The 11,101-nt window shown below is 72.2% G+C and carries 12 protein-coding genes; 3 read left to right on the top strand and 9 right to left on the bottom strand.

Features of this window, described 5'->3' with window-relative positions; all coding sequences use genetic code 11:
- Positions 1 to 37: 37 nt before the first annotated feature.
- From fabF to ACFWBF_RS36225, 5 genes are all read right to left on the bottom strand, one after another.
- Entirely contained in the window at positions 38 to 1,303 is a 1,266-nt protein-coding gene (fabF, locus tag ACFWBF_RS36245) for a beta-ketoacyl-ACP synthase II (protein WP_385609103.1), read from the bottom strand.
- Between the two features lie 79 nt (positions 1,304 to 1,382).
- Complete coding sequence (locus tag ACFWBF_RS36240; protein WP_385609102.1) at positions 1,383 to 1,631, bottom strand: acyl carrier protein; 249 nt, start codon at positions 1,629 to 1,631, stop codon at positions 1,383 to 1,385.
- Positions 1,632 to 1,689: 58 nt separating this feature from the next.
- Positions 1,690 to 2,694, bottom strand: coding sequence for a ketoacyl-ACP synthase III (locus ACFWBF_RS36235; protein WP_385609101.1), 1,005 nt, complete (start codon positions 2,692 to 2,694; stop codon positions 1,690 to 1,692).
- A gap of 19 nt (positions 2,695 to 2,713) precedes the next feature.
- Positions 2,714 to 3,631 (bottom strand): ACP S-malonyltransferase, encoded by a 918-nt coding sequence (locus tag ACFWBF_RS36230; protein ID WP_385609100.1) that lies wholly within the window; start codon positions 3,629 to 3,631, stop codon positions 2,714 to 2,716.
- 89 nt (positions 3,632 to 3,720) lie between these two features.
- Positions 3,721 to 4,938: a PucR family transcriptional regulator gene (locus ACFWBF_RS36225; RefSeq protein WP_385609099.1), complete on the bottom strand. Its 1,218-nt coding sequence runs from the start codon at positions 4,936 to 4,938 to the stop codon at positions 3,721 to 3,723.
- A gap of 80 nt (positions 4,939 to 5,018) precedes the next feature.
- On the opposite strand from ACFWBF_RS36225, the gene ACFWBF_RS36220 reads away from it, so the two are divergent.
- Positions 5,019 to 5,678 carry a pirin family protein gene (locus tag ACFWBF_RS36220; RefSeq protein ID WP_385609098.1) on the top strand — a complete coding sequence of 220 codons (660 nt, stop codon included), beginning with the start codon at positions 5,019 to 5,021 and terminating at the stop codon, positions 5,676 to 5,678.
- 39 nt (positions 5,679 to 5,717) lie between these two features.
- Here the strand turns inward: ACFWBF_RS36220 and ACFWBF_RS36215 are convergent, their stop codons facing one another.
- Positions 5,718 to 6,536, bottom strand: coding sequence for a serine hydrolase domain-containing protein (locus ACFWBF_RS36215; protein ID WP_385609105.1), 819 nt, complete (start codon positions 6,534 to 6,536; stop codon positions 5,718 to 5,720).
- Positions 6,537 to 6,605: 69 nt separating this feature from the next.
- Here ACFWBF_RS36215 and ACFWBF_RS36210 point away from each other — a divergent pair, with 69 nt between their 5' ends.
- A complete protein-coding gene (locus ACFWBF_RS36210; RefSeq protein ID WP_385609097.1) occupies positions 6,606 to 7,010 on the top strand; it encodes a MerR family transcriptional regulator in 405 nt (134 codons plus the stop codon).
- Positions 7,007 to 8,029, top strand: coding sequence for an aldo/keto reductase (locus ACFWBF_RS36205; protein WP_385609096.1), 1,023 nt, complete (start codon positions 7,007 to 7,009; stop codon positions 8,027 to 8,029). Before ACFWBF_RS36210 ends, ACFWBF_RS36205 begins: the two co-directional genes overlap by 4 nt.
- Before the next feature lie 21 nt (positions 8,030 to 8,050).
- On the opposite strand, the gene ACFWBF_RS36200 is transcribed toward ACFWBF_RS36205, so the two are convergent.
- The 3 genes from ACFWBF_RS36200 to ACFWBF_RS36190 form a co-directional block, all read right to left on the bottom strand.
- Positions 8,051 to 8,899, bottom strand: a complete 849-nt coding sequence (locus ACFWBF_RS36200; protein ID WP_385609095.1) for a DUF4429 domain-containing protein — start codon at positions 8,897 to 8,899, stop codon at positions 8,051 to 8,053.
- 74 nt (positions 8,900 to 8,973) lie between these two features.
- Positions 8,974 to 10,113, bottom strand: coding sequence for an alpha/beta hydrolase (locus ACFWBF_RS36195; RefSeq protein ID WP_385609104.1), 1,140 nt, complete (start codon positions 10,111 to 10,113; stop codon positions 8,974 to 8,976).
- Between the two features lie 261 nt (positions 10,114 to 10,374).
- A complete protein-coding gene (locus ACFWBF_RS36190; RefSeq protein WP_385609094.1) occupies positions 10,375 to 11,040 on the bottom strand; it encodes a TetR/AcrR family transcriptional regulator in 666 nt (221 codons plus the stop codon).
- Between the last annotated feature and the right edge of the window lie 61 nt (positions 11,041 to 11,101).

Below are 11,101 nucleotides of genomic sequence, written 5' to 3'. Positions count from 1 at the left end.
CTGCCGGGCGGGGGCCCTCGTACGTACGGTCAGAGCATCACACGGTGCGGAAGGCCAGCGTGACGTTGTGGCCGCCGAAACCGAACGAGTTGTTGATCGCGGAGATCGGGCCGTCGGCCGGCAGCTTGCGCGGCTCGCCGCGCACGATGTCCGCGTCGATGTCGTCGTCGAGCTCGTCGATGTTGATCGTCGGCGGTGCCAGCCGGTGGTACAGCGCCAGCACGGTGGCGACGGTCTCGATACCGCCCGCGCCGCCCAGCAGGTGGCCGGTCATCGACTTGGTCGCCGAGATGGCGATGTGGTCGAGGTCGTCGCCCAGCACCTTGCGCAGGGCCTTCAGCTCGGCCGTGTCACCCTGCGGGGTGGACGTGGCGTGCGCGTTGAGGTGGACCAGCTCGGAGGTGTCCAGGCCGGTGTTGTCGAGCAGGTTCTGCACCGCGGCCGCGACACCGCGGCCGGTCGGCTCCGGCTGCGCGATGTGGTGGCTGTCCGCGGACAGACCCTGGCCCAGCACCTCGCAGTAGACCCGGGCGCCACGCGCGGCGGCGTGCTCGGCGGACTCCAGGACCACGACGCCCGCACCCTCGCCGAGGACGAAGCCGTCGCGGGCCTTGTCGTAGGGGCGGGAGGCCTGCTCGGGGTTCTCGTTGTTCTTGGACATCGCCATCATGTTGGCGAACGCGGCGATCGGCAGCGGGTGGATCGCCGCCTCGGTGCCGCCCGCGACGACCACATCGGCACGGCCGGTGCGGATCATCTCGACGGCGTAGCCGATGGCCTCGGCGCCGGACGCGCAGGCGCTGACCGGAGTGTGCACACCCGCGCGGGCGTTGACCTCCAGGCCGACGTTGGCGGACGGGCCGTTCGGCATGAGCATGGGGACGGTGTGCGGGGAGACCCGGCGCACGCCCTTTTCCTTCAGTACGTCGTACTGGTCCAGCAGGGTCGTCACGCCGCCGATGCCGGAGGCGATGACGGTGCCCAGGCGCTCGGGCGCGATGGCCGCGTCCTCGCCCGCCGGGGCGGTGTAGCCGGCATCGGCCCATGCCTCACGGGCCGCGATGATGGCGAACTGGGCCGAGCGGTCCAGCTTGCGCGCCAGCGGCCGGGGCAGGACCTCACTGGGGTCCACGGCGACCAGGGCGGCAATACGAACCGGGAGTTCGGCGAAACGCTCACCCTCGAGGGGCTTTACGCCGGAACGGCCGGCAAGCAGACCTTCCCAGGTCGAAGCGCTGTCGCCACCCAGCGGAGTGGTTGCGCCGATACCGGTGACGACCACGGTGCGATTGGTCGGGCTCACAGGAATTCTTTCTCCACGTCTCAGGGGGTGCTGAATTGTCACGGCGCCACCGCCAGGTGGCGACAAACGCTCGTCAGGCTCAGGCCTGGTTCTTCAGGATGTAGCTCGCGGCGTCGCCGACCGTCTTGAGGTTCTTGACGTCCTCGTCCGGGATCTTGACCTCGAAGCGCTCTTCGGCGGCGACGACGACCTCGACCATGGACAGCGAGTCGACGTCCAGGTCGTCGGTGAAGGACTTGTCGATCTGGACGTCCTCGACCGGGATGCCCGCGATCTCGTTGACGATCTCCGCGAGACCTTCGACGATCTCTTCCTGCGTGGCGGCCATGTGGCGCTCCTTCTTTAGGTACTGGGGTGGAACAGGGACGGGAAAGTGCTCCCGGACCCTAGGGGAGGGTAACGACCGTCGCGGCGTAGACGAGTCCCGCCCCGAAGCCGATGACGAGCGCGGTATCGCCGCTCTTCGCCGCTCCGGTCGCCAGGAGCCGCTCCATAGCGAGCGGGATCGAGGCGGCCGAGGTGTTGCCGGTGGTCTCCACGTCACGGGCGACCGTGACGTGCTCCGGCAGCTTCAGAGTCTTCACCATCGAGTCGATGATCCGCATGTTTGCCTGGTGCGGAATGAAGACGTCCAGGTCGTCCGCGGTGATCCCGGCTGCGTCGAGCGCCTGCTGGGCCACCTTGGCCATCTCGAAGACGGCCCAGCGGAAGACCGCCTGACCCTCCTGCGTGATGGCCGGGAACTTCTCCGCGCTGTCCGTGCTGCGGTACTCGTCCCACGGCACGGTCTGCTTGATCGTCTCGGACTTGTCGCCCTCCGAACCCCACACCGTGGGGCCGATGGCCGGCTCGTCCGAGGGGCCGACGACCACGGCGCCCGCGCCGTCGCCGAACAGGAAGGCCGTCGCCCGGTCCTCCAGGTCGGTCAGGTCCGAGAGCCGCTCCACGCCGATGACGAGGACGTACTCCGCCGAACCCTCCACGACCAGGCCCTTGGCCAGCGTCAGGCCATAGCCGAAGCCGGCGCAGCCCGCGGAGATGTCGAAGGCGGCGGGCTTGCCCGCGCCGATCCGGTGCGCGATCTCCGTCGCGACGGCCGGGGTCTGCTTGAAGTGGGACACCGTCGAGACGATCACGGCGCCGATCCGCTCCGGAGACACACCGGCATCGGCCAGAGCCTTGCCCGAGGCCTCCACCGACATCGCGGCGACGGTCTCCTGGGGCGAGGCCCAGTGCCGGGTCGCGATGCCGGAGCGCGAGCGGATCCACTCGTCGGACGAGTCGATCGTCTCGAGGATGACCTCGTTGGGCACCACGCGGGTCGGGCGGTAGCCGCCGACGCCGAGGATGCGGGCGTACGGGGAGCCCTTGGCAGGCTTGATCTTCGACATGCTGTGTGGGCTCCTTCTCTCAGGCCGCGTGCTCGGCGACGAGCGCCGCGGCCTTTTCGAGATCGTCCGGGGTCTTGAGGGCCACGCTCGGTACGCCCTTCAGCGCGCGCTTGGCCAGACCCGTCAGAGTGCCACCGGGAGACAGCTCGATGATCCCGGTGACGCCCAGTGCGGCGAACGTCTCCATGCACAGGTCCCAGCGGACCGGATTGGCGACCTGGCCGACCAGCCGGGCGACGACATCGGCGCCCGTGGTCACGACCTGACCGTCCTTGTTCGAAACATACTTCAGCACCGGGTCGGCCGGGCTGAGGGCCGAGGCGGCCTCCTCCAGCCTGGCCACGGCCGGAGCCATGTGGAGCGTGTGGAAGGCGCCCGCGACCTTGAGGGCGACGACCTTCATGACACCCTCGGGCTTCTCGGCCTCCAGGGCGGCGATCTGCTCCACGGTGCCGGCCGCGACGATCTGGCCCGCGCCGTTGATGTTGGCCGGGGTCAGCCCCAGCTTCTCCAGGTGCGCGACGACCACGTCCGGGTCGCCGCCGAGGACGGCCGCCATGCCCGTCGCCGTGACCGCGGCGGCCTCGGCCATGCCGAGCCCGCGGGTCCGTACGAAGGACAGCGCGTCGGCGGCGGACAGCACGCCGGCGTACGCGGCGGCGGTGATCTCGCCGACGCTGTGGCCCGCCACGGCGCCGAAGGCGGCAGGGGCCCCCAGCTCGGCGGCGGACAGCAGACCGGCGGCGACCAGCAGGGGCTGGGCCACGGCCGTGTCGCGGATCTCGTCCGCGTCGGCCTTCGTGCCGTAGTGGGCAAGGTCGAGCCCGATGGCGTCCGACCAGCCGGCGACGCGGTCAGCGGCGCCGGGCAGTTCGAGCCAGGGAGTCAGGAAGCCGGGCGTCTGTGCGCCTTGGCCGGGAGCGACGAGTACGAGCACCCTCACACTCTCTCTTGTGTTCGGTCCGCGCCGCCCGTGGGGACAGGGACGAAGAACCTTCGGCGTAATTGTTGATGTCCGACAAAAGTCTAGGACTGAGGATCGCCGTCGGCCAGACGCCCGAGGATCAGGGCGATTCGCAGAGTGAACGCTGAGCGGACATCGGAGGGTGACCAGCCGGTGACGTCCGTCACACGTCGCAGCCGGTAGCGCACGGTGTTGGGGTGCACAAACAGCATGCGAGCTGCGCCTTCGAGACTGCTCGCCTGCTCCAGGTACACGCTCAGCGTCTCAAGCAAAGCTGAGCCCGCTTCTTCAAGCGGTCTGTAGATCTCCTCCACCAGTTGCTCGCGCGCCGAAGGGTCCGAGGCGATGGCGCGCTCCGGCAGGAGATCGTCCGCCAGCACCGGCCGGGGGGCGTCCTGCCAGGCCGTGCAGGCCTTCAGCCCGGCCGCCGCGGCCTGCGCGGACTTGGTGGCGTTCAGCAGGTCCGGGACCACCGGGCCGGCCACCACCGCACCCGCCGCGAACGGCCCGATCAAGGACTTGGCCACCTGGATCGGGTTGTCGCTGCCGCCCGCGATGACGACGAGGCGGTCCCCGAGCACGCCCGTCAGGACCTGCAGTTTGTGGTGGCGGGCCGCGCGCCGGATCGCCTCGACCGTCAGCTCGCTGTCCCCCTCGGGGGCCGTGCCGAGCACCACGCACACGTGTTCCGGCGAGTTCCAGCCGAGCGCCGCCGCCCGCGAGAGCGCGCCCTCGTCGGCCTCCCCGGACAGCACCGCGTTGACGACGAGCGACTCCAGGCGTGCGTCCCAGGCCCCGCGCGCCTCGGCGGCCTGCGCGTACACCTGAGCCGTCGCGAAGGCGATCTCCCGGGCGTACACGAGCAGGGCCTCGCGCAGGATCGACTCGTCGCCCGGGGCCGCGACCTCGTCGATCGCGGTCTCCATGACCTCGATCGTGGTGCGGACCATCTCGACGGTCTGGCGCAGGGTGATCGCCCGGGTCAGCTCCCGCGGAGCGGTCCCGAAGACGTCGGTGGAGATCGCCTGCGGGGTCTCCGGGTGCCGGAACCACTCCGTGAACGCGGCGATGCCGGCCTGCGCCACCAGGCCGATCCAGGACCGGTTCTCCGGGGGCATCGCCCGGTACCACGGCAGGGTCTCGTCCATGCGCGCGATGGCGTTCGCCGCGAGCCGGCCGGAGGACTTCTCCAGCCGTCGCAGCGTCGCGGAGTGCGGATGGGCGGGAGCGGGATGCGCGGGGTGGGTCGCGGGGGAATGCTCACGTTCGGGTTGGGGCACGGGACAAGACTGCCTTATCGGGAAGGCTGCGCGGCGTCCGGTCCCACGCCGCGGTCCGTGCCGGGGCTACGGTGGCCCACATGATTGATGTACGTCGCGGCGCCGATCGGTACACGGGCGGGGACCGGGCCGCCGGGATCACCACCCGACACGCCTTCTCCTTCGGCGAGCACTACGACCCGGACAACCTGCGCTTCGGCCCCCTCCTGGCCTGCAACGAAGAGAGCCTCGCCGCGGGCGCCGGCTTCGACGAGCACCCGCACAGCCACACCGAAATCGTGACCTGGGTGGTCGGGGGCGAGCTCACCCACCGCGACAGCACCGGCGCCGTCAGCCTGGTCCGGCCCGGCGACGTACAGCACTTCGGCGCCGGATCCGGGGCGCGGCACGTGGAGCGCAACGACGGGCCCGTGGCGCTGCGCTTCGTACAGACGTGGCTCGCGCCGCTGACCGCCCCGCAGTCCCTGCCGCCCTCGTACACGCTGGTCAAGGGCATCGCCGACAGCACGCCCTACGCGGTGCCCGCGGCCGGGGCCGTGCTGCACGTACGGCGGCCGGGCGCGGGCGAGCGGGTCGCCGTACCGACGGCGCCGCGCGTCTACGTGCACGTCGTACGGGGGGACCTGCGCCTGGACGGCGAGGAACTCGGCCCCGGGGACTCGGCGAGGATCACCGACGAGAAGGACCTGGAGCTCGTCGCCGGGTCACCCGGGGAACTGCTGATCTGGGAACTTCCCTAGAGGATCCCGAGCAGCGCCCTAAGCGGTCTCGGGGACTGCTTATCGGCCCGCGAGCTCGGCGAGGACGGCGTCGGTGAACGGCGGCCAGGCCTCCACGGCCCACGGGCCGAAGGCGCGGTCCGTCAGTGCCACACAGGCGAGGCGCGCGTCCGGGTCCACCCACAGGAAGGTGCCGGACTGCCCGAAGTGCCCGAAGGTGCGCGGCGAGGACGTGGCGCCCGTCCAGTGCGGGGACTTGCCGTCGCGGATCTCCATGCCCAGCCCCCAGTCGTTGGGGGACTGGTGCCCGTAGCCCGGCAGGACTCCCTTGAGACCCGGGTGGACCACGGAGGTGGCCTCCGCGACCGTGCGCACGTCCAGCAGCCGCGGCGCCTGGAGTTCGGCGGCGAAGCGCACGAGGTCCGAGACGGTGGAGACGCCGTCCCTGGCGGGCGAGCCCTCCAGGGCGGAGGAGGTCATGCCGAGCGGCTCGAAGACCGCCTGGTGGAGGTACTCCGCGAACGGGATGCCGGTGGCCTTGGCGATGTGGTCACCGAGCACCTCGAAGCCGGCGTTCGAGTACAGGCGGCGCTCCCCGGGAGGGGCCGTCACGCGGTGCTCGTCGAAGGCCAGACCGCTGGTGTGGGCGAGCAGGTGGCGGACCGTGGAACCCTCGGGTCCGGCCGGTTCGTCCAGCTCGACGGCCCCCTCCTCGTAGGCGACGAGGGCGGCGTACGCGGCGAGCGGCTTGGTCACCGAGGCGAGCGGGAAGCGGTGGTCCACGGGTCCGTGGGACCCGGCCCGGCTCCCGTCGGCGCGCACGACCGCCGCGGCGGCGGTCGGTACGGGCCAGTTCTCGATGATGCGCAGGCTCTGCAGGGTCTCCGGGCTCTCCATGCTGCCGAGCCTACTTGCTTGGAGTGCACTCAAAGGTTTTAGCGTTGAGTCATGAGCCTGACGGAGACGCGGTACACGATCAGCGAGGTCGAGGCCCGGACCGGTCTGACCCAGCACACCCTGCGCTGGTACGAGCGGATCGGCCTGATGCCGCACGTGGACCGCTCCCATTCGGGACAGCGGCGGTTCAGCGACAAGGACCTCGACTGGCTGGCGTTCGTCGGCAAGTTGCGCGCCACCGGCATGTCGGTGGCCGACATGGTCCGCTACGCGGAACTGCTGCGCGAGGGCGGGCACACCGTCGACCAGCGGCGCGAACTGCTGGAGCAGACGCGGCGCGAGGTGCGCACGCGGATCGCGGAGCTGACGGACGCGCTCGCCGTACTGGATTTCAAGATCGGCATGTATTCGATGAAGACGACTGTGAACACGACTGCCGGGAAGGCACAGCAATGACCGAGCGGAACAGCGGGATCGGGCAGGTCGAACTCGGCAAGGGCGGACCGCTCGTCGGCGTCCAGGGCCTGGGCTGCATGGGCATGAGCGAGTTCTACGGGGACACGGACGAGGCGGCGGCCCGTCAGACCCTGGACGCGGCGCTCGCCGCCGGGGTCACCCTCTTCGACACCGCGGACATCTACGGGCGGGGTGCGAACGAGGAGTTCCTCGCGCCCTTCGTGGCCGCGCACCGGGACGAGATGACCCTCGCCACGAAGTTCGCGATAGAGCGCAGCGACGACCCGGCCTTCCGGGGCATCCGCAACGACCGCGCGTACATCCGCCAGGCCGTCGAGGCGAGCCTGCGCCGGCTCGGCACCGATGTGATCGACCTGTACTACATGCACCGGCGGGACCCGGCCGTGCCGTTCGCCGAGTCGGTGGGCGTGATGGCCGAGCTGGTGCAGGAGGGGAAGGTGCGCCATCTGGGGCTGAGCGAGGTCACCGGCGCGGAGCTGCGCGAGGCGCACGCGGTGCACCCCATCGCCGCGCTGCAGTCGGAGTGGTCGCTCTTCAGCCGGGACGTGGAGCGCAGCGCGGTGGGCGCGGCGGCCGAGCTGGGCGTGGCCTTCGTGCCGTACTCGCCGCTCGGGCGCGGCTTCCTGACGGGGTCCTTCGCGGACGCGGGCAAGGACCTGTCGGAGGGGGACTTCCGCAAGTACCAGCCGCGGTTCACCGGGGACAACGCCAAGGCCAACGCGGCGCTGCTGGCCCCGGTGCGGGAGATCGCCGAGGCGCACGGCGCGAGCCCGGCGCAGATCGCGCTGGCATGGGTGCAGCAGCGGGCGCAGGTGCACGGGCTCACCGTGGTCCCGATCCCGGGCACCCGCAAGCCGGGCCGCCTCGCGGAGAACACGGCGGCGACCCTGATCACCCTGTCGCAGGCGGAGCTGGCGCTGCTGGAGCCGATCGCGGACGGGGTCGCGGGGGACCGCTACCCGGACATGAGCTCCACCTCGGCGGCCCGCGAGGGGTAGCCGGGCCACGCCACGCCCGCCTTACGCCTCGGCGGCGAAGCGGTCGCGCAGGGCCGAGTACTCGGCGTCGGTCAGCAGGCCCGCGGTGTGCAGTTCGCCCAGGTGCCGCAGGCGGTCGTCGCCGGGCCGGGGCCGGGGGACCGCGGCGACCGGGGTGCGCCCGCGCAGCGCGGCGAGAACGGCCGCCGCGAAGGGCAGCGACTCGTGCACGGCCCCGGCCCCGACGCCGAAGATCGCCGAGGCCAGGTCGTGGTCGGGGCGGGGGTCGCGCGCGCTGTCCCGCGGCAGCAGCCGCAGGTGGCCGCCGGGGCGGTCCGGGGAGCTCCACTCGACGCCGGTCAGGGCGGCCAGCGGATAACGCTGGTCGCCCGCCTTCCACTTGGTGCTCGTGGCGCCGGTGCGCGACCAGTGGAAGGTGACGGCCGACCCGTCGAAGGAGACCCGGGCGTCGTACGCCTTCAGGTGCAGCGGTGGCCGCGGTACGTCGACCAGGAAGCGCCCGGCCGGTTCCGCCGCGTCGGGGCCCAGCCGGGCGCGCAGGGCGTCGGCGAAGGCGGCGGCGCGCGGGGCCCGGTCGCCGGGCAGCACCAGGCGGTACGGGTCGCGGGACTCCTTCAACTGTCCGGCGGCGGCGTCCATCAGCGGATCCGCACCGGGCCGCGGGACGGCGCGCAGCAGCACCGTGTCGCGTTTGCCCGTGCTCACGCTCACCCCGGACAACGCTTCGAGGGGGATCCGGCGGGTCCCGAGGGCGTGAAAGAGTCTCGGCGTCCTCGGCGTTCTCATCCCCCGTGTGAAGCGGATGAGCACCGAGTCCGAGGTGAGGTCGAACTCCCAGACGGCATGGTTTCCGGCCAGTACGTCACCCATGCGGGCCATGGTAAAGGGACGCGCCCCCGCACGTCCCCCCGTTGAGGCGCCCGATTTTCGGGTGTCTACACGCGTCAGTCCCGCTCTGCACCGGAAATTCCGGCGCGGCAGGCGCCGTCGCCGGTGGCGCACACGACGGAACCGAACGCGCCGGTTCCGATTTTTGCGAAGTTGTCCAGGGATGCGGTGCCTGGCTCGAAATAGCCGGTGTGGTTCCGGGCCCCGGCGGAGGAGAGCAGCCGCGCGCCGAAGCCCGGGGACACCGGATCCGCGCCGTGGCCCAGCCCGCCGAACTCCAGGTGCGGTACGTCCGCGATCCAGTCGCCCTCGTCCCGCGCGGCCCACACCCGGGCCGGGGTGCGCAGCTCGGCGACGCTCTCCGCCCGCATGCCGGGGCTCCCCGCCACGACCAGGTCCGTCACCCGGCGCGGCAGCTCGTGCGCGGCGACCCCGCACACCACCGAGCCGTAGCTGTGGCAGAACAGCGCGATGCTCGCGTCGCCGGGCAGGGCGGCGGCCAGCGACTTCAGCCGGACGGCACCGTCCACGGCCATCCGGCCCGTGGCCGCGTCCATGCCGAGCCCGGTGGGCGCCTCGTAGCCGGCCCAGGCGATCACCGCGGGCCTGCCGGCCGGGTCGGCCGCACGCTCGGCCTCGTACAGGGACTGCGCCATGCCGACGGGGGCCGTGAGCCGGCGCTGGGTGCGTTCGAAGGTCAAGGCGTCGGTGTCGACCCCGGGCACGATCACCGATATCCGGCGCGCCTCGTCGACGTCGCCGAAGACCTCGGCCACGAGGCCGCCGCCGCTCGGGTCGAAGCTGAGGATCTGCCGGCCGGGCTCGGCGAGGGAGGAGAAACGGTGCGCGCGGCGGACGGCCGTGGCCCGGTCGCCGGGGGTCAGCGCGACATCGTGGCCGCGCGCCTCCTCGGCGAGCGCGGCGCGGTGCAGGGCGAGCAGGTTGGCCCGGTAGCGGGTGGCCACGGGGGCCCCGTCGAGGTTGCCGACGACGAGCGGGTGACCTTCGGCCAGCCGGGCCCGCTGGGCGCCGTCGAGGCCCGCGAAGAAGCGGGCGACCGTCCGTGCGGGGGCGTCGGCGGCGGGCAGCGGCCGCCCCTCGAACCGGGCCCCGGTCCAGACGGCGAGCGCCGCGGCCCGCGGGGAGACGCCCGCTTCGGGCCGGTGCACCGCGGTCCACCCGGTCGTCGCGAGCATGATGAAGACCACCGCGAGCGCGAGCAGGGTGCGCAGGGCGGCAGTGGGTCGCGCGGCGGCGACGGCGGCGATGGGGTGGACGGGGCCGGGCAGGTTCACTGACACCAGCGTAGGAGACCGCCTCGCACCCCGGCACGCCGGGTGACGGGGCTCACGGCCGGGCGGGCGGCCCCGGATCTCCGTACGGATGCCCGCGCGGGCCTCCGTACGGACGCGGGCATCCGTACGTACGGGGCCGCCTGCCGCCGGTCCGCGGGCCGACTACCGCCAGTCCGCGGCCAGGGCGGGGCCGATCTGGTCGAGGTAGGCCTCGGTCATCCGCCGGATCGCGAGGACGCTGGTGTCCTGACCCTGGCCCCAGAGCCGCCCGGTGACGCGCATCACGCCCGAGAACGCGGCGACGGCCACCCGCGGCCGCGGGTCGGCGTCCACGTCGAGGCCCTCACGGCCGGCGATCAGCCGGGAGATCCGTTCCTCCAGCTCGGTGGAGCGGCGCAGGTGCACGGCGAGCAGGGCGGGGGTGGATTCGATGAGCTGGTAGCTGCGCATGTAGAGGTCGACCGGGACCACCTCGGAGATGGCGTCCTCGACGGTGTCCCAGGCGCGGAGCACCGCGTTGCGCATGGCCTCCAGGGGCCCCTCGTGGCCCGGCCGGGCGCGGAGCGCGGCGAGGAAGTGCGACTCGACCAGCTCCTGGACGGCGAAGGCGACCTCTTCCTTGTTCGCGAAGTAGCGGAAGAAGGTGCGCTGGGAGACGTCCACCGAGTCGGTGATCTCGTCGACGGTGGTCTCCTCGTACCCCTGCGCGATGAAGAGGAGGAGCGCGGCGCGCAGCAGCGCGTCCCGGGTGCGCTGCTTCTTGCGTTCGCGCAGTCCGGTCGCCGGGGCGGCCGCCGGGGCGGCCGGCGCGGGCCGCTGGTCGGTCATCACCGCGGGGTCCTTACGTTGTTGGTGGGTTGATTCCGGTCACTCGTAGGATCGGGAGACC

This window comes from Streptomyces sp. NPDC060028 (assembly GCF_042736725.1).
Taxonomy (GTDB): Bacteria; Actinomycetota; Actinomycetes; order Streptomycetales; family Streptomycetaceae; genus Streptomyces.
The sequence above is the reverse complement of the archived record's forward strand: the minus strand, read 5'-3'. Positions and strand labels throughout refer to the sequence as shown.

Excerpts from the sequence above, each read along its gene's own strand:
- ACFWBF_RS36220 (WP_385609098.1), top strand. The coding sequence starts at position 5,019 with ATGATTGATGTACGTCGCGGCGCCGATCGGTACACGGGCGGGGACCGG.
- ACFWBF_RS36235 (WP_385609101.1), bottom strand. The coding sequence starts at position 2,694 with ATGTCGAAGATCAAGCCTGCCAAGGGCTCCCCGTACGCCCGCATCCTC.
- ACFWBF_RS36240 (WP_385609102.1), bottom strand. The coding sequence starts at position 1,631 with ATGGCCGCCACGCAGGAAGAGATCGTCGAAGGTCTCGCGGAGATCGTC.
- ACFWBF_RS36205 (WP_385609096.1), top strand. The coding sequence starts at position 7,007 with ATGACCGAGCGGAACAGCGGGATCGGGCAGGTCGAACTCGGCAAGGGC.
- ACFWBF_RS36190 (WP_385609094.1), bottom strand. The coding sequence starts at position 11,040 with ATGACCGACCAGCGGCCCGCGCCGGCCGCCCCGGCGGCCGCCCCGGCG.
- ACFWBF_RS36195 (WP_385609104.1), bottom strand. The coding sequence starts at position 10,113 with ATGCTCGCGACGACCGGGTGGACCGCGGTGCACCGGCCCGAAGCGGGC.
- ACFWBF_RS36200 (WP_385609095.1), bottom strand. The coding sequence starts at position 8,899 with ATGGGTGACGTACTGGCCGGAAACCATGCCGTCTGGGAGTTCGACCTC.
- ACFWBF_RS36210 (WP_385609097.1), top strand. The coding sequence starts at position 6,606 with ATGAGCCTGACGGAGACGCGGTACACGATCAGCGAGGTCGAGGCCCGG.